Origin of the sequence: Amycolatopsis sp. cmx-4-54 (assembly GCF_046548895.1) — a bacterium.
In the GTDB taxonomy this organism is placed as follows: domain Bacteria; phylum Actinomycetota; class Actinomycetes; order Mycobacteriales; family Pseudonocardiaceae; genus Amycolatopsis.
Genome location: NZ_JAEBEJ010000003.1, coordinates 620,028 through 646,247 on the forward strand (window position 1 = coordinate 620,028; position 26,220 = coordinate 646,247).

Here is a 26,220-nt window from a genome sequence, read left to right on the forward strand (position 1 = left end):
AACAGGGAAGTGGTTACGCGGTCGCGGCGGCGTTCGCCGCGCGGGGTGACCGGGTGACTATCACCGGCCGCCGCGAACAGGTCCTCACCGAGGCCGCCACGCTGCTCGGCGCGAACCCGGTCCCGTTCGACGCGGCCGATCCGGACGCGGTGGAACGGGCCGTGGCCGAATTGCCGGAGCGCGTCGACGTCCTGGTCAACAACGCGGGCGGGAACACCGATTTCCGGAACGAGCCGGCCGAGGATCTGAAAACCTTCGCGGCGAACTGGCAGGCCAACCTCGACGCGAACGTGTTCGGCGCGGTACTGGTCACCCGTGCCTTGCGGGAAAGGTTCGCCGACGGCGCGCGGATCGTCACCATCGGCTCCATCGCCGCGCGGACGGGAGCGGATTCCTCCAGTGCGGCCAAGGCCGCGCTGGAGGCGTGGAATGTCGACGTGGCGAGGGAATTCGGGCCGCGGGGGATCACCGCGAACATCGTCGCGCCCGGACTGGTCGGGGATACCGAGTTCTTCCGGGGCAAGCTCTCCGAAGAACGCCAGACGTGGCTGATCGGCAACACGCTGACCAAACGCGCCGGCGAACCCGCGGACGTCGCCGAGGTGGTGGCCTTCCTGGCGAGCCCGGAGGCCCGGCACGTCCCCGGACAGATCGTCCACGTCAACGGGGCGGCGCGCACCTCGGCAGTTAGGCGCCGGGAGTGACCTTCAGCAGCTTGTCGTCCTCGCCCTCCGAAGTCGTGACGTAGAGCGAGCCGTCGGGCGCGCTGCGGACCGCGCGCAGCCTGCCGAACTTGTCGTCGAACTCCGGCGGCAGCGTCACCTCGGTGACCTTGCCCGCGTCGTCGAGGCGGAACAGCAGGAGTTTCTGGCCTTTCAGCGCGGTCACGGCCAGCGAGCCTTCGAGCGCGCCCCACTGCGATCCGGTGAGGAATTCCGCGCCGCAGATGGCCTCGGTGATCTCGCCCGTCGTCCACAAAGGACCGACGGCGTCCGGGAAACGCTGCTTGTCGGTCATCGGGACGCTTTCGTCGTAGCTGGTCTCGGTGCCGCCCTTCGACGGGTCCCAGCCGTAGTTCGCGCCCGCGGTCTCCAGGTTGACCTCGTCGTCGATGGTCGGCCCGTGCTCGGCGGTGAACACCTGCCCGGTGCCCGGACGGACCGTGACGCCCTGGACGTTGCGGTGCCCGTAGGTGAACACGCGCTGTTCGTTCGGGTTCGCGGACTTGATGAACGGGTTGTCCGGCAACGCGTTCCCGGTCTTCGCGTCGATGCGCAGCACCTTGCCGCCGAGGCTCGTCCGGTCCTGCGGATGCTGCGGGCGGGCGGTGTCGCCGGTGCCGACGAGCAGCGCGCCGTCCGCGCCGAACGCGGGGCGGCAGCCGGAGTGCCTGCCGCTGGAGTTCACCGGCAGCCCGGTCAGGAGGTCCTTGACCTTCGTGGCGCTCGCGCCGTCGTCCGACAGCCGCCAGGTGACCAGCCGGATGTCGACGGCGGTGTCGCCCTCCTTGTGGGTCTGGCAGGTGATGAACTCGCGCGACGTCGCGAAGTCTCTGCTGATCACCATCCCCATCAGGCCGCCTTCGCCGCGGGCGTGGACGTCGGAGAAGTCGGCGGCGATGTCGCGTTTCGTGCCGCCTTCGACCAGTGCCAGCTTCCCGGGACGCTGGGTGACGAGGATCTTCCCGTCCGGCAGGAATCCGACGTCCCAGCCGTGTTCGAGCCCGGCCGTCACCTGCTCGACCTTCAGCGCCGACACGGCGGGTTTCGAAGTGACCGGTGGTGCGCTCTGCACCGCCTCGCTCGACGCCCCGGAACAGGCCGTGACCAGCAAGGACAGGGACGCGAACGCGACGACGGCGGAAGAGCGCATGTCTTCAGCATGCCACCGTGGCCGGTCGCCCACTAGGGACGAACCGGTCATCCGATCAGGATCGCGGCCGTCTCGGCGTCGGCGGGAAGGAAAGTCTCCAGTTTCAATTCCGACACCGTGACGTCGGCCGCGGTCGCGAACGTCGTGATGGCCGTGATCAGCCGCAGCTCACCCGCCGAAGTGGACAGGCGCATCGGCACGGCGAACCCGAGATGGTCCGGGCCGGGCGGCCCCGGCTCCGGAACGTAACCTTCGAGTTCGGCCAGCAGCGCGGTGAGCCGCTCGTCGGGCGCGTGCGCGATTTCCTGCGTCAGCCGTTCCAGGATGTGCCGCGCCCAATCCGCGAGGTTCAGCACCCGTGGCGCCATCCCCTTCGGATGCAGCGCGAGCCGCAGGGTGTTGACCGGTTCCTCCAGCAGTTCGGGCGCCACGTCCTCGAAGAGCAGGTCGAGCGCGTCGTTGCGGGCGACGAGCACGCCGTAGCGGTCGACGACGATGGCCGGGTACGGCCGGTGCCCGTCGAGCAGCCGCCGCATCCCGTCGAGGACCGGCTTCACCCTGGGATCGTCCAGTTCCGTTTCGGGGAAACCGGGGGCGAACCCGGCCGCGAGCAACAGGCCGTTGCGCTCCCGGAGCGGGAGTTCGAGTGATTCGGCGACGCGCAGCACCAGGCCGCGGCCGGGGATCGACCGGCCGCCTTCCAGGAAACTCACATGCCGTTGGGTGGTGCCGGCCCGGATCGCCAGTTCCAGCTGGGACAGCCGCCGCCGCTCACGCCAGCCCTTCAGCGCGGGGCCGAATCCGGAAACCATGGTCGTCATCTTGGCCGAGCCGTCCTCGGCGCCGCCATTCCCTCGAAGGAATTGAGACGATTCCCCGCCGCGGCGATGCTCCCGGCATGAAATTCGGTCTGGTCGTCCCCACTTATCGGTCCATCCTCGACGCCGGGCGCACCGCGCCCGAAATGGTCGCGATCGCGGTCGAAGCCGAACGCCTCGGCTTGGATTCGGTCTGGGTCGGCGACACGCTCGCGAAGGCGCCCATCGATTCGTTGACGTTGCTCGGCGCGTTCGCCGCCAGAACCGAACGGGTCACCCTCGGCACCGCGGCGCTGCTCCCGGCGTTACGGGATCCGCTGCTTTCCGCGAACGCGATCCTCTCGCTCGACCTGCTCAGCCAGGGCCGGATCACGCTCGGCGTCGGCGCGGGGTTCGCCGGCCGCAGCGAACCCGAGTTCGCCTTCACCCGCGTTCCGTGGGAACGCCGCCGCGCCCGGCTCGACGACATCGTCGCGCTGTGGCGGCACGTTTGGAGCGGGAACAGCGGTCCGTTCCACGGCGAGGTGCTGCATTACGACGCGCTTCCGGAGTACCCGGGACCGCACCGTCCGGGTGGTCCGCCGGTGTGGCTGGCCTCGTTCACTCCGGGCGCGCTCGAGCGAGCGGGACGCCTTTACGACGGCTGGCCGCCGTATCCGCCCGACGTCGCGGACTACGCCGACGGGCTCGCGAAGATCCGCGAAGCGGCCGTACGCCCCGTGACGCCCGCGTTGTTCGCGACAGTGCTCATCGAGGAGGACCCGATCCGGGCACGCGAGCGGCTGGAGGACTACGCGCGGCGGAATTACGGCGTTCCGCTGGACTTCGTCGAGAAGATCCAAATGCAGATCTCGGGCAGCCCGGCGCAGGTCGCCGACCGGTTGCGCGAATACCAGGACGCGGGCGCCGAACACGTGCTGATCCGGATCGCGACGCAGGAACCGGCCGAGTTCGACGAACAGCTTCCGAAGGTCGTCGACGCCTTGCCCAGGTAATCGCGCGGCGGACTGTCGGTGCCCCCACGTAGGCTGGGACGGTGACAAACGCTCCATTGTCCGGACTCCTTCATTCCATCCTTCCCGATCCGGCCCTGCGCGGGGTCGTCGAGCGGGCCAGTGCCCCGGTGCTCGAACTCCAGGGCGCCGTCGCCACCCGCCAGCTGGTCGTGGGCGCCCTCGCCGCGGACGAGGGCGCCGGCCGCCCCGTGCTCGCGGTGACCGCGACCGGCCGCGAGGCCGACGAATTGACCGCTTCGCTGAAGTCGTTCCTCGGCGAAGGCGCCGTCGCCGACTTCCCGTCCTGGGAGACGCTGCCGCACGAGCGGCTGTCGCCCCGGGCGGACACGGTCGGGCGGCGGCTGGAGGTGCTCCATCGGCTCAAGACGGGCGCCGACGGCCTGCGCGTCGTCGTCGCGACCGTCCGCAGCCTCATCCAGCCGATGGCGCCCGGGCTCGGTTCGCTCGCGCCGATCGACCTGGTGGTCGGCGAGGAGCAGAGCTTCGAAGGCCTGCTCGAGCGAATGGTCGAGCTCGCCTACACACGGGTGGACATGGTCGAGAAGCGCGGCGAGTTCGCCGTGCGCGGCGGCATCCTCGACCTGTTCGGTCCGACGGCGCAGCATCCGGTGCGGGTCGAGTTCTGGGGCGACGAGGTCAGCGAGATCCGCGCGTTCGCGGTATCCGACCAGCGGTCGCTGCCGGGGGAGATCCAGCACGTCAGCGCGCCGCCGTGCCGTGAGCTGCTGCTCACCGAGCCGGTGCGCGCGAAGGCCGCCGAGCTGGCGACGACGTACGAGGCGGACGCCCAGCTCACCGAGATGCTCACCAAACTCTCCGGCGGGATCCCGGTCGAGGGCATGGAGGCGCTCATCCCCGTCCTGTGCGAGGGCGAGCTGGACCTGCTGACCGACGCGATGCCCCAGGGCACGCACGTGCTGCTGGCCGATCCGGAGAAGATCCGGGCCCGCGCGGCCGACCTGGTCCGCACCGGGCAGGAGTTCCTCGAAGCGTCCTGGACCACGGCCGCCGCGGGCGGTCAGGCCCCGATCGACCTCGGCGCGTCCGCGTATCGCGACCTCGCGGGGATCGCGAAGCACGCTCAGGAGACGAAGCGCCCTTGGTGGACGCTGACCCAGCTGGCCAGCGACGATCCCGACGTCTACCGCGTCTCGATCGAGGCCGCGCCGAATTACCGCGGCGAGGTCGAGCGCGCGACGACGGACCTGCGCGCGCACACGGCCGCGGGCGGCACGGCCGTCCTCGTCGTCGCCGGGCACGGCACCGCGGCGCGCGCCGTCGAGCAACTGTCGGCGGGAGACGTGCCCGCGGCACTCGCCGAAGGCATCACCGGTCCGCTGACGCCCGGCGTCGTGACGGTGACGTGCGGCGGTCTTTCGGACGGTTTCGTCTCGCCGGAACGAGCCCTCGTGGTGTTGTCCGAATCGGATCTCACCGGTCGCGGCTCCGGCGCCGGGACGTCCACAAAGGACTTCAGCACCAAGATGCCTTCGCGGCGCCGCAACGCCGTCGATCCGCTCGCCCTCAAGACGGGCGACTACGTGGTGCACGACCAGCACGGCATCGGCCGGTTCGTCGAAATGGTGCAGCGCACCGTCGCCGGCGCGACCCGCGAGTACCTGCTGCTGGAGTACGCCTCCTCCAAACGCGGGCATCCGGGGGACCGGCTGTTCGTCCCGACCGACCAGCTCGACGAGGTCTCCCGCTACGTCGGCGGTGAGCTGCCGACGCTGAACAAACTCGGCGGGTCGGACTGGAAGAACACCAAGGCCAAGGCGAAGAAGGCGGTCAAGGAGATCGCCGCCGAGCTCGTGCAGCTCTACGCCGCGCGGCAGTCCGCGCCGGGGCACGCGTTCGGGCAGGACACCCCGTGGCAGGGCGAACTCGAGGACGCCTTCCCGTTCACCGAGACCAACGACCAGCTCGCCGCGATCGACGAGGTCAAGGCGGATATGGAACGCGGCGTCCCGATGGACCGCGTCATCTGCGGCGACGTCGGCTACGGCAAGACCGAGATCGCGGTGCGCGCGGCGTTCAAGGCGGTGCAGGACGGCAAGCAGGTCGCGGTGCTGGTGCCCACGACGCTGCTCGCGCAGCAGCACCTGAACACCTTCACCGAACGGATGAGTTCGTTCCCGGTGAAGATCAGGGGACTCTCGCGGTTCACGAACAAGCCCGAGTCCGACGCGATCCTCGAACAGCTGTCCTCCGGTGACGTCGACATCGTGATCGGCACGCACCGCCTGCTGCAGACCGGGGTCCGGTACAAGGACCTCGGCCTGGTGATCGTCGACGAGGAACAGCGGTTCGGCGTCGAGCACAAGGAGCACATCAAGGCGCTGCGGACGCACGTCGACGTGCTGACCATGTCGGCGACGCCGATCCCGCGGACGCTGGAGATGTCGCTCGCCGGGATCCGCGAGATGTCCACGATCCTGACCCCGCCCGAAGACAGGCACCCGATCCTGACCTACGTCGGCGCGTACGACGACAAGCAGGTCGGCGCCGCGATCCGGCGCGAACTGCTGCGCGACGGCCAGGTTTTTTACGTGCACAACAGGGTTTCCTCGATCGAGAAGGCCGCGAAACGTATTCGCGAGCTGGTGCCCGAGGCGCGTGTCGTCACCGCGCACGGGCAGATGAACGAGGACAAACTCGAGAAGATCATCCAGGGTTTCTGGGAGAACGAGTACGACGTGCTCGTCTGCACCACGATCGTCGAGACCGGGCTGGACATCTCGAACGCCAACACGTTGCTGGTGGAACGCGGCGACCTGCTCGGTCTCGCGCAGCTGCACCAGTTGCGCGGCCGCGTCGGGCGCGGGCGGGAGCGCGGATACGCGTACTTCCTGTACCCGCCGGAGGCCCCGCTCACCGAGACGGCGCACGACCGGCTGGCGACCATCGCGCAGAACACCGAACTGGGCGCGGGTATGGCCGTCGCGATGAAGGACCTGGAGATCCGCGGCGCGGGCAACATCCTCGGCGCGGAGCAGTCCGGGCATATCGCGGGCGTCGGTTTCGATCTGTACGTGCGGCTCGTCGGCGAAGCGGTCGACGCGTTCCGCCGGCACACAGGGGCGGAGACCTCCGAAGAGGAGGAGCTCGCCGAGGTCCGCGTGGATCTTCCGGTGGACGCGCATATCCCGCACGACTACGTGCCGGGCGAGCGGCTGCGGCTGGAGGCGTACCGCAAGATCGCGGCCGCGCCCGACCAGGCCGGGCTCGACGCCGTCCGCGAGGAACTGGTCGACCGCTACGGCCAGCCGCCCGCCCCGGTGCGGAGGCTGCTCGCGGTCGCCACGTTCCGGCACACCTGCCGCGCGGCCGGGGTCACCGAGGTCTCCGCCCAGGGCTCGTCGATCCGGTTCGCGCCGCTGCCGCTGGCGGATTCGCAGATGGTGCGGCTGAAGCGCTTGTACCCCAAGGCTCTCTACAAGGCGGTGACGAACACGGTTTCCGTGCCGAAGCCGACGGAGGGCCCGGCCGGCGGGCGGATCGGCGCCCCCGTGCTGCGAGACGAGGAACTGCTGGACTGGTGCGCGAAGCTGCTGACGAATCTGATGAAGTCGCCGGCGCCCGTCGGGTGAGGAACTCCGAACACGCGTGATCGGAGACGTAACTCGCGTGATGGGCCGAGCCCGAATCGCGACTTACGACCTGGTTCTCTCGCCGGGGCCGGTATGAGAGGGTAGGCCCTGTGATGCGGATCATGGGGCGCCGTCGCGCGCTGGTCGGGGTTCTTGCCGGTTCTCTCCTTCTCGCCGGATGCAACGCCGGACCCGGGCAGGTCGGTGCGGCGGTGATCGTCGACGGCAGGACCGTTTCGGTGGATCGCGTCCAGCAGCTGATCGACAAGGCCGTTCGTGAGCACCCGTACGGCCAGCAGCTCGCCAAGGAGCACAAGCTCGACCTCGTCGGCCGCGAGATCGTCCGCCAGGAGATCCTGCACGCCCTCACCCAGCGCGTCGCTCAGAGGGAAGGCATCGGGGTCGACGAGTCCCTCGTGGTGAACGCGTTGCGGAACGATCCGCTGGCGAAGCCGATGGAGGCCAACCCGCAGGACGACCCCGAACTCAGTGTCGAGCAGCTCGTGGCGCGGGTGCGGGACCACCGCGAGGCACTGATCGACGCGGCGCTGCAGACCCAGCTCGCGATGAAGTACCTGGACAAGCTCACGGTCACGTTCGATTTCAGCTCGGTCTCCTCGACCGACGCCACCGGTGCCGACTCGGACAAGCTGCGCGAGCAGGCGATCGAGAAGGCCCGGCGCTTCGCCGCCTCGCCGAACGCGGCCGCCGAGCTGATCGCGCAGGACCAGCAGACCGCCGACACCCAGGCGGGCACCGGCCAGAAGCTGCCTGCCATGCAGTCGCCCGCGACCGCGGCCACCGTCCTGTTCGGTCTCGAACCCAACACCGTCGCCGCCTTCCAGCCGACACCGCAGCAGCCGCTTTGGGTCGTCGTCGTGATGCGTGAGCGGACCGCGGACAAGCCCGTCGCGTCGGATCAGGCCGCGCAGCCCACCGCTCAGCAGCTGGCCAAGGTCGGTGTCCGGCTCCTCCAGCCGGACCTCGACCAGATCGGCCTCAAGGTGAACCCGCGCTACGGCGTGTGGGATGTTGTCGAGATGGACCTCGCGCCCAACGAAGCTTCGAAGAAGGGCATCGTGCTGCCTGTGCACGGTGCCGCCCCGCGAAACCCGTGACCGCTGCCGTCGTCGTGATCGCCCGCGGTGCGACACTGCCCGCCGCGGCACTCCCGATCTTGCGAACCGGCTCGGCCGTGTACGCGGCTTCCGACGTCGATCCCGAGGTCTTCGGGGTGCCCGCGCTCGGTGACGCGCTGGGGCGCGACTTCGTGCTCATCGCCGGTTCGCGCAGGGAGCCGAAGGCCGCGGCGCTGATCAGGTCGGGCGCGCGCGTGATCGAAGCGCCCGTTCCGCCCCTGGTCGAGGCCGCCGAGGTGATGGACCGTCTCCGTTCGCCGGGTGGATGCCCGTGGGACGCCGTCCAGACGCACGAGTCGCTGCGGCAATACCTGGTCGAGGAGACCTACGAGCTGCTCGACGCGATCGAGGAGGGCGACCGCCTCGCCTTGCGCGAGGAACTCGGTGACGTCCTGCTCCAGGTGCTGTTCCACGCGCGCGTCGCCGTCGAAGACGCGGACGACCCCTTCGGGATCGACGAGGTCGCTTCCGAACTGGTCGCGAAACTCGTCGGACGTCATCCGCACATATTCAGTGACGCTCCCCGGGTCGAAACCGTCAGCGACCAGAACGTCAAGTGGGAAGAACTGAAACAGGCCGAGAAGAGCCGACAGTCCATTGTGGACGGCGTCGCGCTCGGCCAGCCCGCCGTGGCCCTCGCCGGGAAGCTCGGCCAGCGCAGCGGCCGGGCAGGGATCCCGCTCGACCTGTTCCCCGACGGTTCCGAAGCGGCCGCCCAGCTGTTCCGGGTCGCCGCGACCGCGCGCCGCGCGGGGATCGATCCCGAAGGCGAGCTCCGAGCCGTCGCGAAGCGGTTCGCGCGCGACATCCAGGCCGCCGAACAGGCGGCCCGCGACGCCGGCCTGGAGCCGACGACGCTCGAGGCCGACGGCTGGCGCAAGTTCTGGCCGGATTCCTGACGGGACCTCCGCGGAGGTGCTGTGATACAGGACACAATCTAGTGAGAACCGTTCCGGTGATCTCGGCGTCTTGCCGGATGTGAAAGGAACGGAACCGGACGAAGAGCAGCTCGTCCGCCGCGCGGCCCGAGGTGACCGCGCGGCGTTCGAAGAGCTCTACCGCCGCACGTCGCCCTGGCTGGCCGTGCGCCTGCGCCGTCGCTGCGCCGACGATCAGATCGTCGCCGAGGTGATGCAGGAGACCTACCTCGCGGTCTGGCGCGCGGCGGGCGCGTTCGCCGGTTCCGCCGTCGGCGGGAGCGCCGTGGGCTGGCTGTGGACGATCGCCGCGCGGCGGCTCGTCGACGCCTTCCGCCGCCGGGCGCGGCACGCGCAGCCGCTGCCGGTCGCGGAAACCACCGTCGCGCCGGCCGCCGAGGACGAGGCACTGGCGGGCGCGGTCGGCGACCACGTCGGCGACGCGCTGCGACGCCTCGCTCCCGAACTCCGTCAGGTCCTGCAGGCGATGGTGCTCGACGGGCTGACCGTCCGTGAGACCGCGGTCCTGCTCGGCCTGCCGGAAGGAACCGTCAAAACCCGCGCCAGGCGGGCTCGGATCGCGATGCGGGAGGCGCTGTCATGAACAAGGAACACGTGTCCGGACAGCTCCTCGCCGGTTACGTCCGCGGGGACGACGGCTTGGCCGGAGACGAGGTCTGGGCGGTCGAAGCCCATCTCGAATCGTGCGAGGAATGCCGGGGGAGACTGTCCGCGCTCAGCCTTCCGACGGTGTCGGCACTGGTGGACGACGTCTGGGCCGGACTGGGCCCGAAGCTCGCCGAAGCGGGCCCGAGCCCGATGCGGAGGCGATGGGCCGGACGGCTGCATACCTGGGTGACGCCGGTGATGCTGCCGTGGCTGGTGATGATCCTCCTGATCCCGGCGATCGGCTTCCTGCTGGACGCGATCGGGTTCACCGGCTCCAAGGGCTCCTCGTTCGTCCAGCTCTTCTCGCCGGTGCTGCCGGTGCTCGGGGTCGCGGTGTCGTGGGCGAAGGGGCTCGATCCCGCGTACGAACTCGTCACTTCCACGCCGAGGGCCGGGCTCTACCTGCTGTTGCGCCGGACGACGGCGGTCCTCGCCGTCGTCTTGCCGATCCAGGGCCTTTCGAGCTGGCTCGCCGGCGGTGGATTCGGGCTCGGTCTCCTGCCGAGCCTGGCCTTCACCACCGGGACGCTCGCGCTCGGCGGGCTGATCGGGGTGGTGCGGGCGGCCTACGTCCTGACCGGGGTCTGGCTGGCGGTGATCTTGGCGCCCGCGGTGGCTTCGCAAGGGCGCGCCACCGCGCTCGAACCCCGGTTGCTCCCGGTATGGGGCGCGATCTTCGCGCTGACCGCGGTCGTGGTGGTGCTCCGGCGGAGCGTCTTCGGCCTGCTCACCGGATCCGAACGATGAACGAAGGGGAGAACATGATGCGTGCTGTCGGGGCCGCGGAGGTCGCACCGACGACCTACGCGTGGCAGATCAAGGCGGAGGGACTGAAGGTCCGGGTCGGCAAACGCAAGTTCGCCGTGAACGGGCTCGATCTGGAACTCGGCACGGGGGTGCACGGTCTGCTCGGTCCGAACGGGGCCGGGAAGACCACGCTGATCCGGGCACTGGCGACGGTGCTCCGGCCGGCGGAGGGAGGGCTGGCGCTACTCGGTGAATCCGTCGGGGGGTTCACCGATCAGCGCCGCCTGCGCCGCCGGATCGGCTATCTGCCGCAGAATTTCGGTTACTACAAGCGGTTCACCGTCCGCGAATTCGTCGAGTACATCGCGTGGCTGAAGGAGATGTCCAAAGAGGACATCCCGGCCGCGGTACAGCGGTCGATCGAACGGGTCGGCCTCGCCGATCGGGCCGACGACCGGATGAAGACGCTGTCCGGCGGCATGGTGCGGCGGGTCGGGATCGCGCAGGCGATCGTGAACGATCCGGACGTCCTGCTGCTGGACGAGCCGACCGCCGGGCTCGACCCGGCACAGCGTGTGCGGTTCCGCGATCTCCTTCAGGAAATCGGCCGCGACGCCTGCGTCGTCGTCTCGACGCATCTCGTCGAGGACGTCGCGACGGCCTGCACCGACGTCGTCCTGTTCGAAAACGGGAAACTCGTCTTCCAGGGGACGCCGGACGAGCTGGCCGCGGCCGGGAGCGAAGAGTACGTCGGAGACAGCCCGATCGAGCGCGGTTACTCGGCGCTGCTGGGGCACGAGCCGGGAAGGGGGAACTGGTGAACACTCGTGTCCTGCGGACGGAACTCCGCCGTTCCATCGCCCCTTGGGCCACCCTCGCGATCCTCGTGGTGGCGTTCGGCTTCCTGTATTCGTTCAGCGGGCCGTGGACGAAGGCGCCGCTCGCCTGGGACGAAAACTGGGTGCCCGCCGCGGCGTGGAGCCGGTTCCTGCTGGTGTTCCTGTGGCCGATCGCGATCGGCGCCGGGGCCATCCAAGGTATGCGGGACAGCCGGTCGGGGATGGCCGAACTGCTCACCACGATGCCGCGGCCCGGCTGGCACCGGGCGGCGAAACTCGCCGGTGCGCTGGGCGGCCTGCTGGTGCTGGGTTACCTGCTGATCTTCGCCGTCGGTGCCGTACAGGTTATCTTCAGCGGCGCGTTCTTCACCTTCGGCTGGCTGCCGATCGTCGTGGTCGGCGCCCTCGCGATGCTCGCCGGCGCCTGGCTGGGACTGGGGATCGGACGGTTGCTGCCGCATCCGCTGACCGGGCCCGCAGTGGCCGTCGCCGCTCTCGTGGCCGTGCTCGTGCTCCAGATCGCCGGGTCGAAGGGCAGCGTGCTCATGGGCGCCGTTCCGGCTTGGGTCTCTTCGCTCTCTCCTGCGATGGACGTCACCAACGATCCGTTCGTCACCACCTCGATCCGGGTGGATGTCGGGCAGGGGCTCTGGCTCGCCGGACTCGCCGTGACCGGATTCCTTCTGCTGGCGACCCGCTCCAAGCGGGCGAAGGCACTCTCCGTCGTCCCCGCGCTGGTGGCGTTCGTGATCGCGATGCCCGTCCTGCCCGCGACCTACGCCGAGGCCGAGACCGTCGACCCGCGTGCGACGGCGCTGGTTTGTGACGGCCCGGTCTGCGTTCCCCGCCTGCTCGAGCCCGAACTCGCTCGTCTCGCCGGGCCCGGAAAAGAGGCACTGCGGCTCTTGGGAACCTTGCCGGACGCGCCGGTCAAGGTCACGGTGATGGACCGGCGGCTGGACTTCGACGAGGAACCGCCGCGTGCCGCGGACACCGTCTTCGTCGACCTGCTGGATTGGTCCATCCGTTCGGCCCTGAATTCGGACGACATGACGCGGACACTGCTCGCCGGCGCCGGGACGCCGACCTGTTACACCCTCCACGGTGCCGGCAGGTCCTTCATGGACGAACTCACCGCGCGGTCGATCACGTCGAGCTGGTTCCTCGGTGAATGGGAGATGCTCAGGGGTTCGTGGCTGAGCGACGACAAGAAGAGCGAGGTCCTCCGGAAATGGGAGACCTTCCGCGCCCTTCCGCTCGATGTGCAGCGAGAGCGGATCATCGCGCAGCGGCAGGCCGGCCTGACCTGCCAGGGCAACCAGCTCGACATCCTGCTCGGCGGCGCCCGATGAGGTGGACGGTGCTGTACGCGCGCTCGCGTGCCATGCCCGCGTCGTTCGCGGCGCTGGCGGTGAGCATGGCGGTGTTCTGGTTCCTGGCACGGGACCACTGGTCGGAGATCCCGGTTTCCCTGGCGCTCCTGGTGGCGATCGCGGTGACCGCCATCGGCCTCAGCGGGCAGGACATCGACCTCGACCGGACCGCGGCGATCCGCTGGGCGCCTCGCCGCATCCTGCATCTCCTGCTGATCGGCGGCCTCGGCATCGGTGCCGTGCTGCTGCCGCGGCTGTGGGAGGCGGAGCGGGTTCCGGTGGAGATCATCGTGCGGAACGCGGGTGGGCTGCTCGGTCTCGCCGGGATCGCCGCGGTGCTGTTCGGCGGTGCCTTCGGGTGGACGTTGCCGCTGGCCATGTTCGCGGTCGCGTTCGTGGTCTGGGCCACCACGGCGGGCACGGAGAGCGTGCATCTGATGATCACCTGGCCGTTCCAGCCCGCCGGTGTCGCCGAAGCCACGTGGACCGCAGTCGTGCTCGCCGTGGCCGGTTTGGGGACCTACGCGGTCTACGGCGCCCGTCGCTGACTCCGTCGAAGAAAGGGGCGTTCCCGGCGAATTCGCCGGGAACGCCCCTTTCGTTTCCCCGGTCAGACGTTTCGGTTGTGCGGAACGAGGTCGAGCGGGTCGTGGTCCGGGTCGTCGACACCGAGGCTGATGATCCGCGACGGATGGATCCGGATCACCGCGCCGTCGAGATGGCCGTCGGGGGTGCGGGCGCCGGTCAGCGCCTCGGCCCGGCCGCGGATCTCGAGGCAGCGGATCCTCGGCGGATCCTGCGAGGGCATGTCGTCCACCACGAACGCGGCCTGCCCGTTCGCGGCCACGTTCCGGAACTTCTTGCTCTTCGCCAGTTCGTAGCCGGTGATGTCGATGGTCCGGGTTTCGGTGTTGTAGGCGTAACCGACGGGACTGACCTGCAGTGTGCCGTCCGGTTGCGCCGTCGCGAGCCGCCCGAGCCCTTGGGTGGCGAGGTAGTCGAGTTCCGCTTCACTGAACATGGGAATCAGTGTGTTATCTCGACTTGACTGGAGGTCAAGAGCCGGTCGTGCTTCGAGCCGGTCGCCGATCGGTTCCACCGTCGGTCGGATCCGTAAGCCGATTGGGGCATCGCCCGGAAGTGTGGCGAAGTAATCTGACCGGGTGGCCGACACCGCGCAGAGCACCGAAGCCCCGGAGCACGCTGCCCGCCCTCTGCCGCCGTACGTGCCCAAGCTCGCTTTCGCGGGCGGGCTCGTACTCACGGGCGTGGTGCTGATCATGACCGTCGGGGTGAACCGGCCGGGAGGCGGGGAGCCGCCTCCGCCGGCCCAGCCCCAGCCCGCGCTCGCGGTTCCCGACCAGAAGCCCCAGCCGGGGGTGGCGACGCCGCGGGCGGGGCTCGCCGCGCCGCCCGACCGGCCCACCGTTTCCGACGCGGCCGAACTCGAGACCTGGGCGAAACGGGTGGCGGCGAAGACGAGGCTCTCCTTCGCCGACCTGTCCGCCTACGGCCGGGCCGAGATGTGGCTCCGGCGGCAGAAGCCGGGTTGCCACCTCTCGTGGGCGACCCTGGCCGGGATCTCCCACGTCGAAACGGCGCAGGGCAGGCCCGGCCCGATCACGCTCCCGGCCGACGTCTGGGCCAAGCACTCCGCCCGGGCCACGAGCGACGGGAAGCAACCGGATCCGAAGGACCTCGACGACGCCGCCTTCGCCACCGCCCGCTACCTGTGCGCCGCCGGCGACGACGTCGCCACCCCGGACGGCTGGTGGAAGTCGATGCGGGTGTTCAACCCGTCGGTGCCCTACGTCCAGGAGGTCTTCAGTGCGGCCGACACCTACGCGGACGCCAGCGTCGCGCCCTGATCCTCGAGCACCAGGTCAAAGTTGAGCGCCGACGCCATCCGGTAGGCGTCGCCCGCGGCGACGACCAGCTGCGCCATCGGATCGACGACGTTCCCCGCCGCCCAGACACCGTCCACGTTCGTGCGGCCCTGCGCGTCCACCGCGATCGAGCCGCTTTCGGTGCGCGCGCAGCCGATCTGGGCGAGAAGCCGGTCGTGCGGGACGAACTTCGGGCCGACGAACACGACATCGCGTTCGACGAATCCCCCGTCGACGAGCCGGACGCCGGTCAGCCGGTCGTCTTCGACGGCGAGTTCGGACACCTTCCCGTCCACGATCCGGATGCCCAGCCCGGTCAGCTTCGCCCGATCTTCGGCCGAGAGCTGCTGCGTATGCGTGAAGAAGGTCAGGTCCTTACTCCACTGCCAGACGATCAGCGCCTGGTGGACCGACTTCTCGGACGTGGCGAGCACGCCGAAACGCCGATCGCGCACCTCCCAGCCGTGGCAGTACGGGCAGTGCAGGACGTCGGCGCCGAAGCGCTCCGCGACGCCGGGGACGTCCGGCAGTTCGTCGGCCAGCCCCGTGGTCACCACGATCCGGCGACCGCGGATGACCCGGCCGCTCGCCAGTTCCACCGCCTTGTCGTGCCGCAGCCGGTGGACGACGTCCTCGACGATCTCGACACCGTAGCCGCGGACCTCGTCACGGCCTATCTCCAGTAATTCCTTGGGTGGGATGCCGTCCCTGGTCAGGAAACCGTGGGCGTGGGCGGCGGGCGCGTTGCGCGGGGAGCCGGCGTCGATCACGACGACCCGGCGCCGCGCCCTGCCCAGTACCAAGGCCGCGCTGAGACCCGCGACGCCACCACCGATGATCACCACGTCGAATTCGTTGTTCATGCTGCCGAGCATCCGGATCTCCGCGAGGATTGGCAAAGTTCATTGCCGATTTGGCAAGCTGGAGGCATGGAGGACATCGAACGGCGGCTCGCCGAGGTCGGCCCGAAGCTCAAGCAGCTCCGCAAGGAACGCGGCACCACGCTCTCCGCGCTCTCGGAGGCGACGGGGATCTCCGCCAGTACGCTCTCGCGGCTCGAATCGGGCACCCGGAAGGCCACGCTGGAGCTGTTGCTCACGTTGTCGGCGGCGCACCAGGTGCCACTCGACGAACTGGTCGGCGAACCCGAACCCGCCGATCCGCGAGTGCGGATGAAACCGCAGAAATTCGGCAGGTTCACCGCGTGGGCGCTGACCGCGCAACCGGGGCAGCCGCAGGCGTTCAAACTGTTGATCCCGGTCGAAGACATCGAGCCCGTGCAGCGCACGCACGAGGGCTACGAGTGGATGTACGTCCTCAGTGGACGACTGCGGGCGCTGCTGGGCAACCGCGACTTCACGATGGGGCCCGGCGAGGCCGCGGAGTTCGACACGCGGGTGCCGCACTGGTTCGGCAGCGCGGGGCCGGGGCCGGTGGAGCTGCTGGTGCTGTTCGGCAAGCAGGGCGAGCGGGCCCACCTGCGGGCCAGGTCGACGTGACAGCAAAGGTCCCTTGCGCCAGGGGTGACGGTGAGCAACATTGCGAGCAAAGGTCCCTTGCTCCCCTCCCGGCCGGATCAGTCGCGCAACGCGATTCGCGCGTTGACCTCGCTGATCGCTTCCAGATACTCCGGGATCGGATGCATCGCCGACGCTATCCGCATCTGCGCGAGCGCCTCGGTCAGCCTGCCGAGGCGCTGGAGGGTCCGCCCGAGCACGAACCGCGCGTAATGATCGGTGGGGTCCAGCTCCAGTACCCGGGTGAAGGCGCGTTCGGCCCGCCGCAACTGTGCGGAGTGGAAGTACGCGCGGCCTGCCAGCAACTGGACACTCGGTTTGTCGGTTTCGTCCTCCAGCAAGGGCTCGAGGGCTTTGAGGGCGTCGAGCGGCCTGCGGCTTTCGACCAGCGCCTCCGCCTGTCGGAAGGCGCGGAACCGAGACTCACCGGAGGGGTCCTCACCGGGTTCTGGGGCGGGTTCGGCATCCATCATGGTCCGCTCCACGATACGCCTGGGCAGGGTCGTTCACGAGGAGCTGAAACGGTCATGGTGGACTGTCCTGCCATGAGCAGTGCCGAAGAATGCGAGCCCGGCTACCTCGGACTCGCGCCGTACCTCTACTACGCCGACGCCACCGAGGCGGTCGCGTGGCTGGTCAGAGTGTTCGGGTTCACCGAGGAAGTGCGCTTCGCCGACGCCTCCGGAGAGGTGTTCCAGGCCACTCTGTGCGCCGGTCCGGCGAAGATCCAGCTGGCCGGGGTCGGCCCCGAATACTGGCAGGCGAAAGGCGTCGACGGCCCGGTCGGTCAGCTGAACATCGTGTACGTCCCCGACGCCGACGCGCAGTACGAGCGTGTCCGCGCCGCGCTCGGCGACGACGCCGACATCGACGCGCCCCAGGACCAGCCCTATGGCGCCCGCGTTTTCACCGTCTCCGACATCGGCGGCAACAGCTGGACTTTCTGGCAGCAGTTCTCCGACACCGTCGAGCTTCCGTCGGGCTGGCGGGAAGTTCGCGCAGGTGAACCAGCTCCGGAATAGCTACCGCGGAGCGCAGCTCCTCGGTTGAGGGTGGTGGTGGGGAGGAAGGTCGGAGAGGTACTGCGGAGCACGCATTGTGGCGCGTGCCTCCAACGGGTGAACGGCGCCGACGGCTAGGCTGAGCGCGGTCACCGCAGGCACAACCCACATGAGGAGCATGGCGTGGCGCTCATCGAGCAGGTAGGCGCTCGCGAGATTCTGGACTCGCGAGGCAACCCGACGGTCGAAGTGGAGGTGGCTCTCGACGACGGCACGCTGGCGCGGGCCGCGGTCCCCTCGGGTGCGTCCACCGGCGAACACGAAGCCGTCGAGCTGCGTGACGGCGACACCGGCCGGTACAACGGCAAGGGTGTCGAGCGCGCGGTCGCGGCCGTCCTGGACGAGATCGGCCCGGACCTGGTCGGCACCGACGCCGTCGACCAGCGCATCGTCGACCAGAAGCTGGTCGACCTCGACGGCACGCCGGCGAAGTCCCGCCTCGGCGCGAACGCCATCCTCGGTGTTTCGCTCGCCGTCGCGAAGGCCGCCGCGGAGTCGGCCGAGCTGGAGCTGTTCCGCTACCTCGGCGGGCCGAACGCGCATGTGCTGCCGGTGCCGATGCTGAACATCCTCAACGGTGGCGCGCACGCCGACACCGATGTCGACATCCAGGAATTCATGATCGCGCCGATCGGCGCCGAGTCGTTCCGCGAGGCCCTGCGCTGGGGCACCGAGGTCTATCACTCGCTGAAGTCGGTCCTGAAGGGCCGCGGCCTGGCCACCGGTCTCGGTGACGAAGGCGGCTTCGCGCCCAGCCTGAAGAACAACCGCGAGGCGCTCGACCTGATCCTTCAGGCGATCGAGAAGGCCGGGTACGCCCCGGGCCGCGATGTCGCGCTCGCGCTCGACGTCGCCGCGACGGAGTTCTTCTCCGACGGCGCGTACACCTTCGAAGGCGCGAAGAAGAGCGCCGAGCAGATGTCGGCCTACTACGGCGAGCTCGTCCGCGACTACCCGCTCGTGTCCATCGAGGACCCGCTGAGCGAGGACGACTGGGACGGCTGGGTCCAGCTGACCACCGAGATCGGCGAGAAGGTCCAGCTGGTCGGCGACGATCTGTTCGTCACCAACCCGGACCGCCTCGAAGAGGGCATCACCCGCCGCGCCGCCAACGCGCTGCTGGTGAAGGTCAACCAGATCGGCACCCTGTCGGAGACCCTCGACGCGATCTCGCTGGCCACCTCGTACGGCTACAAGTCGATGATGAGCCACCGGTCCGGCGAGACCGAAGACACCTTCATCGCCGACCTCGCCGTCGCGACCGGTGTCGGCCAGATCAAGACCGGCGCCCCGGCGCGCGGCGAGCGGATCGCCAAGTACAACCAGCTGCTCCGCATCGAGGAGACCCTCGCGGACGCGGCGCGCTACGCCGGCGACCTCGCGTTCCCGCGGTTCAGCCCGGAGGGATGAGCCGGAAGTGTTCCTTGATCTTGTGAAGTCGCGACTAGTCGGCTAGAGAAAGCGCGATAAAGATGATGGCGGACCGGGGGAGGGCGCGGACGACCCGTCGTGGCAGCGGGCGCGCGGGCGGCGGTGGCTCCGGCAGGGGCCGCCGTCCCGAGCGTGCCCGTCGCACGACGACGACGGAGGTTCACGCCCGAACCCGGCTGCGCCGCAGCCTGGCGGCGAAACGGGCTTCGGGTGCCGCGAAGGTGCTCGGCATGTCCACCACCCGCCGGGCCGCGGTGGTGGCGATCGTGGTGTGCGCGCTCGCGTTCACCATCGCCGTCCCGCTGCGCACGTACCTCAGCCAGAAGTCCGAGGTGACCGAGCAGCAGCAGTTGCAGTCCGAACTGCAGCGGAGCGTCACCCAGCTGGAAGGCCGCAAGGCCGAGCTGAGCGACCCGGCGCAGATCGAGGCGGAGGCGCGTAAGCGGTTCGGGTTCGTGAAGCCCGGCGAGACGCCGTACATCGTGCAGCTCCCCGAAGACAAGGCGCCCGAGCAGGGGCAGCCGCGAGGTCAGCAGCCGGTGCCCGCGGGTTCCTGGTACGAGAAGCTGTGGGATCAGGTCGCGGGCGGCTGAAGTGCGCCCTTTAGCCTTATGGGTGTGAACAGCACGGAAAAGTCTTCATACGAGCCTGTGACCGACGCCGACCGCGAGATCATCGCGGAACAGCTCGGCCGGGCCCCCCGTGCGCTGCGCGCCGTCGCCGCGCGCTGCCCGAGCGGCCACCCGTCGGTCGTGCAGACCAGCCCCCGCCTCGACGACGGCACACCGTTCCCCACGCTCTACTATTTGACCTGCCCGAAGCTGACGTCCATGGTCGGCACGCTCGAAGCGTCCGGGCTGATGAAGGAGATGACCGACCGGCTCGCGGAGGACCCCGAGCTGGCGGCCGCCTACCAGCGGACCCACGAGAGCTACCTCGCCGAACGCGACGCCATCGATTCGCTCGGCCACGAGGTCAGCGCGGGCGGGATGCCCGGCCGCGTCAAATGCCTGCACGTCCACCTGGCGCACACGCTGGCCGTCGGACCCGGCGTGAACCCGTTCGGTGACGAAACGCTCGAACTGCTCAAGGCGAACGGCTGGCCGTCGGGCGACTGCCAGTGGTAACACCGACCCCTCGTTTACAGATAGTTCCTCCAGGTGGGTTAATTCACCCGATGTCGGCCAACTGGTCTCCCGCTAAGGGGTGAAACCGGTCACCGTATGCGGCAGGCTGGGCACGGTCGAGTGTTGACGGGGTGAGCCAGTACCGGATCGCCGAGTCGTGATCCGCCGGGGAGGGTTCTGAGGTATGCGCGTGAGGCACGTGCCAGGCGCGGTCACCGGTCATGTCCGGAGACTCTGTCTCCGGCATCGCACGATCGCCGCGGTGGCCGGAGGTGTCCTCGCCATCGTCCCGGCCGGTGCCGCGATCGTCGGTGCCGGCAGCTGGGCCGCGACGGCGAGCACGATCCACACCGACAACGTCGCCCTCGTCGACGGCTACGACCCGAAGAACCCGCTCGTCCACCAGATCGGTGTCGACGGCAGCCTGCCGAACGCGCCGACCCCGCTCCCGCTCCCCGCGGACGAACTCCCCGACGGACCGCTGGGCATCCCGGTCACCGCGCTCGCCGCGTACCGCAACGCCGCCGACATCCTCATCGCCGAACAGCCCGGTTGCCACATCGACTGGGCTTTGATCGCGAGTATCGGCCGCATCGAGTCCAATCACGCGCGTGGCGGTTACGTCGACGCGAAGGGCAACACCCTCGAACCGATCCTCGGCCCGCAGCTCAACGGCGCCGGCCCGTTCGCGGCCATCCCGGACACCGACGGCGGCAAATTCGACGGCGACACGGTATGGGACCGCGCCGTCGGCCCGACGCAGTTCATCCCGTCGACCTGGAAGGGCTACGCCTCCGACGGCAACGGCGACGGCGAGTCCAATCCGAACAACATCTTCGACGCGGCGCTGGGTACGGGCCGGTACCTGTGCTCCGGCGGGCTCGATCTGTCCAAACCGGACCAGTTGCGCGCGGCCGTGTTCCGCTACAACAACTCGGACACCTATGTGAACACCGTGCTGATCTGGGCCGAGGCGTACCGCACCGGTGTGCTGCCGACGCCGGACAGCAGGGTGCCCATCGGCGCGCCCAACGCCGGCGCCGCTCCGCCGCCCGCGTCGGTACCACCGCCTCCGGTGCCGCCGACGCCGCCCGGTTCGGTGCCGCCGTCGCCGTCGAGTTCGCTGCCGCCGAGCAATTCGGGTTCGTCGTCTTCGTCGAAATCGTCGTCGAGCTCGAAGCCGCCGGCCTGCCCGACGGTCACCGAGACCGAGACGGTGCCGAACACGAACACCAGCACCAGCTCGACGACCACGCCTCCGCCGCCGACGACCTGTACCTCGCCGACAACGACCACCACGACGACGACGGTCACGCCGACGGGCGACACCGGTACCAAGTCCCCCTGATCGCGTCGACCACTCCGTCCATGCCCCCGCCACTACCCTCGGCGGAGAAGCTCCGCTCCGCTGTAATCTCCGGGACATGCCTCGTGTTGCCGCGATCGACTGTGGGACCAACTCCATCCGCCTGCTCGTCGCCGAGCTGACACCCCGCCACGACGGGACGGTCGACCTGCGGGACCTGCACCGCGAGATGCGGATCGTCCGCCTCGGCCAGGGCGTGGACGCCACCGGCAGGCTGGCCCCCGAGGCGCTCGAGCGCACCCGTAAGGCGCTGGCCGACTACACGATCGCCGCGCGCCGCAAGGGTGTGGAGAAGGTCCGCATGGTCGCGACGTCCGCGACCCGCGACGCGAGCAACCGCGACGAGTTCTTCGCGATGACGCGCGAGGTCCTCGGCACCGAAGCCGAAGTCATCAGCGGGGACGAAGAGGCACGCCTGTCCTTCACCGGCGCCGTCGGCGAGCAGGATCCCGACGACGGCCCCTTCGTGGTGGTCGACGTCGGCGGCGGCTCGACCGAGCTCGTGGTCGGTACCTGGGACGGTCGTCAGGCCGAGGTCATCGCGGCCAAGTCGGTCGACATCGGCTGTGTGCGCATCACCGAACGCGCGCTGAAGTCCGACCCGCCGACCGCGGCCGAGATCGCCGAAGCCCGGGAGCTGGCCGCCAAGGTCCTCACCGAAGCCTTCGACGTCGTCGACGTGTCCACCGCCAAGACGTGGATCGGTGTCGCCGGGACGGTCACGACCCTGACCGCCGTGGCGCAGGGCCTGCCGGAGTACGACTCCGAGCGCACCCACCTCTCGAAGCTCTCCCACGCCGACATCGACCGCGTCGCTCAGTCGCTCCTCACGGCCGACCACGCGACCCGCGCCGCGAACCCGGTGATCCACCCCGGCCGGGTCGACGTGATCGGCGGCGGCTCGGTGATCGTGCAGGTGCTGGCCGAGCAGTTCGCCACGCGCGGTGGTCCCGGCGAGCTGGTGATCTCCGAGCACGACATCCTCGACGGGATCGCGCTGTCGTTGGCCTGACAGTCGGGTTTTCTCTTGCAGGAAGCCATTTCTTTAGGTGATCAAGCGGTGACCTCCAGTCCGGATTGGGCCGTTCGGCGCAGCGTCGTTCCTACCAACGTTGTGCTCTGACCGGGTGGTCCGGGAGACCGTCACACATTTGCAACACCAACGCACTGTGATCAGGTTCACCTGTCCCATAGCGTCGTCTCACCTTCTGGACGGTAGGGCGCGACCAGCGCTCGCCGGACTATCCGACGACGAGAGTTGGAGTGGACATGCGGGCTTCACGCGGGTTCTGGGGAGCGACGGCGGTGGTGGCCACGGCGGCCCTGCTGCTGACGGCCTGTGGAGGTGGTGGATCCAGTGAGAACAAGGGATCCGGCGCTGTCGACGCCAACGCGTCGGTCTCGGTCTACGGCACCGAGCCGGAGAACTCGCTGATTCCCGCCAACACCAACGAGCTCGGTGGGTCCAAGGCCCTCAAGCCGGTCTTTTCGGCGCTGGTCGGCTACAAGTCCGACACCGCCGAGCCGTACAACCTGATGGCCGAATCGATCACCACGACCGATTCGAAGGTCTTCGACATCAAGATCAAAAAGGGCTGGAAGTTCCACGACGGGACCGAGGTCAAGGCCAAGAACTTCGTCGACGCCTGGAACTACAGCGCGAACGGCAAGAACGGCATGCAGAACGCGTCGTTCTTCGAGCAGATCCAGGGCTACGACGAGATCAGCGCCAAGGAGCCCGCCGTCAAGGAGATGTCCGGGCTCAAGGTCGTGAACGACTACGAGTTCCAGGTCACCCTCAAGGGACCGTTCTCGGTGTTCTCCACCAAGATCGGCTACCTCGCCTTCGCGCCGCTGCCGGACAAGTTCTTCGCCGACCCGGAGGCGTTCGCCAAGGCCCCGATCGGGAACGGGCCGCTGAAGTTCGTTTCGCGCACGCCGAACCAGAACATGAAGCTCACCCGGTTCGACGAGTACCAGGGCGAGGACAAGGTCAAGTTCAAGGACCTCGAGGTCCGCATCTACACCAGCCAGGAGACCGCGTACCAGGATCTGCTGAGCAACCGCCTCGACTTCATGGAGGCGCTCCCGCCCGCGGCGAAGGCCGGTGGCAAGTACAAGACCGACCTCGGCGAGCGTCTGGTCGAAGGGAAGCTGCTCGGCATCAGCGCGCTCGCGCTTCCGTACTACGTCCCGGGCTACAACAACCTGGACCTCCGCAAGGCGATTTCGCTGGCCATCGACCGTGAGCAGATCGTCAAAACCGTCATGAACGACACCTACGCGCCCGCCGACGGCTACGTGTCGCGCGGAATCGAGGGCTACCGGCCCGGTGTCTGCGGCGAGTTCTGCAAGTTCGATCCGGTGAAGGCCAAGGAGCTCTTCGCCAAGTCCGGCTACACCGGCAAGCTGACCATCGCCTCGAACGCCGACGGTGGCCGCAAGGAGCCGCTGGTCGCGGCGTGCAACAGCATCAAGAACGCGCTCGGCGTCGAATGCGACTTCGTGCCGGCGACCGACTTCGGGCAGTGGCGCAGCATCGTCAACAACCGCCAGCTGACCGGCATGGGCCGTTCCGACTGGTCCGCCGACTACCCGTCGATCGAGAACTACCTGAACCCGCGCTACAAGAGCACCGGTTCGTCGAACGACTCCACGTACAACAACCCGGCCGTCGACGCGCTGCTGACCCAGGCGGACCAGACCGCCGACAAGGCGGCCGCGATCAAGCTGTACCAGCAGGCCGAGGACCTGATCGCGAAGGATCTGCCGCAGATCCCCGTGTGGGAAGAGAAGGGTGTCGGCGGCAAGTCGAACCGGCTCAAGGTCGCGAAGCTCGACTTCGGCCGGCTCGCGGACTACTCGTCCATCGAGGTCGCGGCGAAGTAATCGCGTGGTCGTGCCGGCCGGGAGCGCACCGCTCCCGGCCGGCCGGACCCACGGCTCCCACCACGCGATCCTCAGGACGGCACGCCCATGCCCCAGTACATCCTCCGACGGCTGCTTCAACTCATCCCGGTCTTCTTCGGCACGACGTTCCTCATCTACGCCCTCGTGTGGGCGGTGCCCGGTGACCCGTTCGCCGGCAAATGCGGCCAGGTCGCCTGCCCGCCCGCCTACATCGAGATGATGACCGCGAAGTTCAACCTCGACGATTCGATCTTCGTCCAGTACTTCAAATACCTCGGCAACCTGTTCACCGGCGACTGGGGCGAGACCTTCAACGGCGTCTCGGTCGGCGAACTGATCGGGAACGCCTATCCGGTGACGGTCCGGCTCGCCCTCATCGCGGTGGCCATCGAAGCGATCATCGGCCTGTCCGCGGGGATCCTGACCGGCCTGCGCGGCAAGGGTTTCCTCGACAACCTCGTGCTGATGTCCACCACGTTCCTGATCTCGATCCCGGTGTTCGTCACCGCGATCGTGCTCCAGATCGTCCTCGGTTCGGAACTGGGCATCATCGACGCGAGCGTGTCCGAGGACGCCACGATCGGCGAGCTGATCGTGCCGGGGATCGCGCTCGGCAGTCTTTCCATGGCCTACATAGCCCGGCTGACCAGAGCGAGCATCGCGGAGAACCGGCACGCCGACTACGTCCGCACGGCCGTCGCGAAGGGGCAGCCGCGCAGCCGGGTCGTCGGCGTGCACCTGCTCCGGAACTCGGTGATCCCGGTGCTGACCTTCATCGGCACCGACATCGGCGCGCTCATGGGCGGCGCCATCGTCACCGAAGGCGTGTTCAACATCAACGGCATCGGCGGGCTCATCTTCCGCGGTATCCAGAACCGGGAGGGCGCCACCGTCACCGGTGTCGTCGTCCTGCTGGTGGTGGTCTACCTGCTGGTGAGTCTCATCGTCGACCTGCTCTACGCCGTTCTCGACCCGAGGATCCGTTATGACTGACCCCAATGTGGCCGGCGGTGTGTCCTCTGTGGACGTCGCGGGCGCCGGTGTCGCCGACGATTCCGCGGAGGCGCACAAACCGCGCAGCCTCGGCGGCGACGCCTGGCGGATGTTGCGCAAGCGGCCGTCGTTCGTCATCTCCGCCGTCATCATCACGCTCGTCGTGCTCATCGCGATCGCGCCCGACCTGTTCAGTTCCCGGCCCGCCGGGTTCAGTGATCTGCTCCACGCCAACGAAGGACCGTCCGCGGACGCCTGGTTCGGTTACGACAACCAGGGTTACGACGTCTACGCGCGGACCATCCACGGCGCGCGCGCGTCGCTGCTGGTCGGTGTTTTCGCGACGGTGCTGACGATCCTGATCGGCTCGGTGGTGGGGATCGTCGCCGGGTACTACGGCCGTCTCGTCGACAGCCTGTTCTCGCGGGTGGGCGACATCTTCGCGGCGTTGCCGTTCGTGCTCGGCGCGATCGTCATCCTGACCACGTTCAACGCGCCCGGCTCGAACCCCGGGGTCGTCACCATCATCGTGCAGGTGGTCGTGTCGATCGCCGCGCTGAGCTGGCCGGTGGCGATGCGCATCATGCGGTCGGCGACGCTGGTGGCCAAGCAGCTCGACTACGTCAAGGCCGCGCGCGGACTCGGCGCGAGCACGCCACGCATCGTGTTCCGGCATCTGCTGCCGAACACGGTCGCGCCGGTGCTGGTCTACGGGACCATCGCGCTCGGCGCGTTCATCGGCGCGGAAGCGACGCTGGCGTATCTCGGCGTCGGCGTGCGGCCGCCGGTCGTTTCGTGGGGTGTGATGATCAGCGACGCGCGGGACTACTTCCGGGTGAATCCGCACATGTTGTTGTTCCCCGCGGGGTTCGTGACCATCACCGTGCTCGCGTTCGTCATGCTCGGCGACGGTATCCGCGACGCGCTCGACCCGAAGGCCCGGTGATCG

General features: G+C 69.0%; 26 protein-coding genes. 21 read left to right on the top strand and 5 right to left on the bottom strand.

Going from position 1 to position 26,220, the window contains the following annotated elements; genetic code table 11:
• Positions 1-53 precede the first annotated feature (53 nt).
• Positions 54-704, top strand: coding sequence for an SDR family NAD(P)-dependent oxidoreductase (locus ACLJQ7_RS13260; RefSeq protein ID WP_410648477.1), 651 nt, complete (start codon positions 54-56; stop codon positions 702-704).
• Here the strand turns inward: ACLJQ7_RS13260 and ACLJQ7_RS13265 are convergent.
• Together ACLJQ7_RS13265 and ACLJQ7_RS13270 are read right to left on the bottom strand one after the other, a co-directional pair.
• Positions 688-1,872 (bottom strand): PQQ-dependent sugar dehydrogenase, encoded by a 1,185-nt coding sequence (locus tag ACLJQ7_RS13265; protein ID WP_410648478.1) that lies wholly within the window; start codon positions 1,870-1,872, stop codon positions 688-690. The genes ACLJQ7_RS13260 and ACLJQ7_RS13265 overlap by 17 nt on opposite strands.
• A 47-nt stretch (positions 1,873-1,919) precedes the next feature.
• Positions 1,920-2,684 carry a helix-turn-helix domain-containing protein gene (locus ACLJQ7_RS13270; protein ID WP_410648593.1) on the bottom strand — a complete coding sequence of 255 codons (765 nt, stop codon included), beginning with the start codon at positions 2,682-2,684 and terminating at the stop codon, positions 1,920-1,922.
• 86 nt (positions 2,685-2,770) lie between these two features.
• On the opposite strand from ACLJQ7_RS13270, the gene ACLJQ7_RS13275 reads away from it, so the two are divergent.
• The 9 genes from ACLJQ7_RS13275 (at position 2,771) to ACLJQ7_RS13315 (ending at position 13,528) form a co-directional block, all read left to right on the top strand.
• Positions 2,771-3,685: an LLM class flavin-dependent oxidoreductase gene (locus tag ACLJQ7_RS13275; protein ID WP_410648479.1), complete on the top strand. Its 915-nt coding sequence runs from the start codon at positions 2,771-2,773 to the stop codon at positions 3,683-3,685.
• Between the two features lie 56 nt (positions 3,686-3,741).
• The gene (mfd, locus tag ACLJQ7_RS13280; RefSeq protein ID WP_410648594.1) at positions 3,742-7,296 is read left to right on the top strand and encodes a transcription-repair coupling factor; all 3,555 of its coding nucleotides are present in this window, start codon (positions 3,742-3,744) and stop codon (positions 7,294-7,296) included.
• Between the two features lie 113 nt (positions 7,297-7,409).
• Positions 7,410-8,414, top strand: coding sequence for a hypothetical protein (locus tag ACLJQ7_RS13285; protein ID WP_410648480.1), 1,005 nt, complete (start codon positions 7,410-7,412; stop codon positions 8,412-8,414).
• Entirely contained in the window at positions 8,411-9,334 is a 924-nt protein-coding gene (locus tag ACLJQ7_RS13290; RefSeq protein WP_410648481.1) for a MazG family protein, read from the top strand. The genes ACLJQ7_RS13285 and ACLJQ7_RS13290 overlap by 4 nt, the downstream gene beginning before the upstream one ends.
• Positions 9,335-9,413: 79 nt before the next feature.
• On the top strand, positions 9,414-9,956 hold the full coding sequence (locus ACLJQ7_RS13295) for an RNA polymerase sigma factor (protein WP_410648595.1): 543 nt from the start codon (positions 9,414-9,416) through the stop codon (positions 9,954-9,956).
• On the top strand, positions 9,953-10,768 hold the full coding sequence (locus ACLJQ7_RS13300) for a zf-HC2 domain-containing protein (RefSeq protein WP_410648482.1): 816 nt from the start codon (positions 9,953-9,955) through the stop codon (positions 10,766-10,768). The genes ACLJQ7_RS13295 and ACLJQ7_RS13300 overlap by 4 nt, the downstream gene beginning before the upstream one ends.
• A 17-nt stretch (positions 10,769-10,785) precedes the next feature.
• Positions 10,786-11,589: an ABC transporter ATP-binding protein gene (locus tag ACLJQ7_RS13305; protein WP_410648483.1), complete on the top strand. Its 804-nt coding sequence runs from the start codon at positions 10,786-10,788 to the stop codon at positions 11,587-11,589.
• A complete protein-coding gene (locus ACLJQ7_RS13310) occupies positions 11,586-12,959 on the top strand; it encodes a hypothetical protein (RefSeq protein ID WP_410648484.1) in 1,374 nt (457 codons plus the stop codon). Before ACLJQ7_RS13305 ends, ACLJQ7_RS13310 begins: the two co-directional genes overlap by 4 nt.
• An 8-nt stretch (positions 12,960-12,967) precedes the next feature.
• Complete coding sequence (locus tag ACLJQ7_RS13315) at positions 12,968-13,528, top strand: hypothetical protein (protein ID WP_410648485.1); 561 nt, start codon at positions 12,968-12,970, stop codon at positions 13,526-13,528.
• 62 nt (positions 13,529-13,590) lie between these two features.
• On the opposite strand, the gene ACLJQ7_RS13320 is transcribed toward ACLJQ7_RS13315, so the two are convergent.
• Entirely contained in the window at positions 13,591-14,001 is a 411-nt protein-coding gene (locus tag ACLJQ7_RS13320; RefSeq protein WP_125674107.1) for a PPOX class F420-dependent oxidoreductase, read from the bottom strand.
• 142 nt (positions 14,002-14,143) lie between these two features.
• Here ACLJQ7_RS13320 and ACLJQ7_RS13325 point away from each other — a divergent pair, with 142 nt between their 5' ends.
• Entirely contained in the window at positions 14,144-14,848 is a 705-nt protein-coding gene (locus tag ACLJQ7_RS13325) for a murein transglycosylase (RefSeq protein ID WP_410648486.1), read from the top strand.
• On the opposite strand, the gene ACLJQ7_RS13330 is transcribed toward ACLJQ7_RS13325, so the two are convergent.
• Positions 14,821-15,741 (bottom strand): NAD(P)/FAD-dependent oxidoreductase, encoded by a 921-nt coding sequence (locus ACLJQ7_RS13330; protein WP_410648487.1) that lies wholly within the window; start codon positions 15,739-15,741, stop codon positions 14,821-14,823. The two genes, ACLJQ7_RS13325 and ACLJQ7_RS13330, sit on opposite strands and share 28 nt — an antisense overlap.
• Positions 15,742-15,795: 54 nt before the next feature.
• On the opposite strand from ACLJQ7_RS13330, the gene ACLJQ7_RS13335 reads away from it, so the two are divergent.
• Positions 15,796-16,365 carry a helix-turn-helix domain-containing protein gene (locus tag ACLJQ7_RS13335; protein ID WP_410648488.1) on the top strand — a complete coding sequence of 190 codons (570 nt, stop codon included), beginning with the start codon at positions 15,796-15,798 and terminating at the stop codon, positions 16,363-16,365.
• Between the two features lie 77 nt (positions 16,366-16,442).
• Here ACLJQ7_RS13335 and ACLJQ7_RS13340 read toward each other — a convergent pair whose 3' ends face one another.
• The gene (locus ACLJQ7_RS13340) at positions 16,443-16,856 is read right to left on the bottom strand and encodes a tetratricopeptide repeat protein (RefSeq protein WP_410648489.1); all 414 of its coding nucleotides are present in this window, start codon (positions 16,854-16,856) and stop codon (positions 16,443-16,445) included.
• A 72-nt stretch (positions 16,857-16,928) separates the two neighbouring features.
• Here ACLJQ7_RS13340 and ACLJQ7_RS13345 point away from each other — a divergent pair, with 72 nt between their 5' ends.
• The 9 genes from ACLJQ7_RS13345 (at position 16,929) to ACLJQ7_RS13385 (ending at position 26,217) form a co-directional block, all read left to right on the top strand.
• The gene (locus tag ACLJQ7_RS13345) at positions 16,929-17,405 is read left to right on the top strand and encodes a VOC family protein (protein ID WP_410648490.1); all 477 of its coding nucleotides are present in this window, start codon (positions 16,929-16,931) and stop codon (positions 17,403-17,405) included.
• A 162-nt stretch (positions 17,406-17,567) separates the two neighbouring features.
• Entirely contained in the window at positions 17,568-18,854 is a 1,287-nt protein-coding gene (gene eno / locus ACLJQ7_RS13350) for a phosphopyruvate hydratase (RefSeq protein WP_016337276.1), read from the top strand.
• 251 nt (positions 18,855-19,105) lie between these two features.
• Positions 19,106-19,468, top strand: coding sequence for an FtsB family cell division protein (locus ACLJQ7_RS13355; protein ID WP_410648492.1), 363 nt, complete (start codon positions 19,106-19,108; stop codon positions 19,466-19,468).
• 18 nt (positions 19,469-19,486) lie between these two features.
• Positions 19,487-20,002, top strand: coding sequence for a DUF501 domain-containing protein (locus ACLJQ7_RS13360; RefSeq protein WP_410648493.1), 516 nt, complete (start codon positions 19,487-19,489; stop codon positions 20,000-20,002).
• A gap of 184 nt (positions 20,003-20,186) precedes the next feature.
• Positions 20,187-21,350 (top strand): lytic transglycosylase domain-containing protein, encoded by a 1,164-nt coding sequence (locus ACLJQ7_RS13365; protein ID WP_410648494.1) that lies wholly within the window; start codon positions 20,187-20,189, stop codon positions 21,348-21,350.
• A gap of 76 nt (positions 21,351-21,426) precedes the next feature.
• A complete protein-coding gene (locus ACLJQ7_RS13370) occupies positions 21,427-22,380 on the top strand; it encodes an exopolyphosphatase (RefSeq protein ID WP_410648495.1) in 954 nt (317 codons plus the stop codon).
• Positions 22,381-22,637: 257 nt separating this feature from the next.
• Positions 22,638-24,257, top strand: coding sequence for an ABC transporter substrate-binding protein (locus ACLJQ7_RS13375; RefSeq protein ID WP_410648496.1), 1,620 nt, complete (start codon positions 22,638-22,640; stop codon positions 24,255-24,257).
• An 87-nt stretch (positions 24,258-24,344) separates the two neighbouring features.
• Entirely contained in the window at positions 24,345-25,271 is a 927-nt protein-coding gene (locus ACLJQ7_RS13380) for an ABC transporter permease (RefSeq protein WP_410648497.1), read from the top strand.
• The gene (locus ACLJQ7_RS13385; protein ID WP_410648498.1) at positions 25,264-26,217 is read left to right on the top strand and encodes an ABC transporter permease; all 954 of its coding nucleotides are present in this window, start codon (positions 25,264-25,266) and stop codon (positions 26,215-26,217) included. Before ACLJQ7_RS13380 ends, ACLJQ7_RS13385 begins: the two co-directional genes overlap by 8 nt.
• The last annotated feature ends 3 nt before the right edge of the window (positions 26,218-26,220 follow it).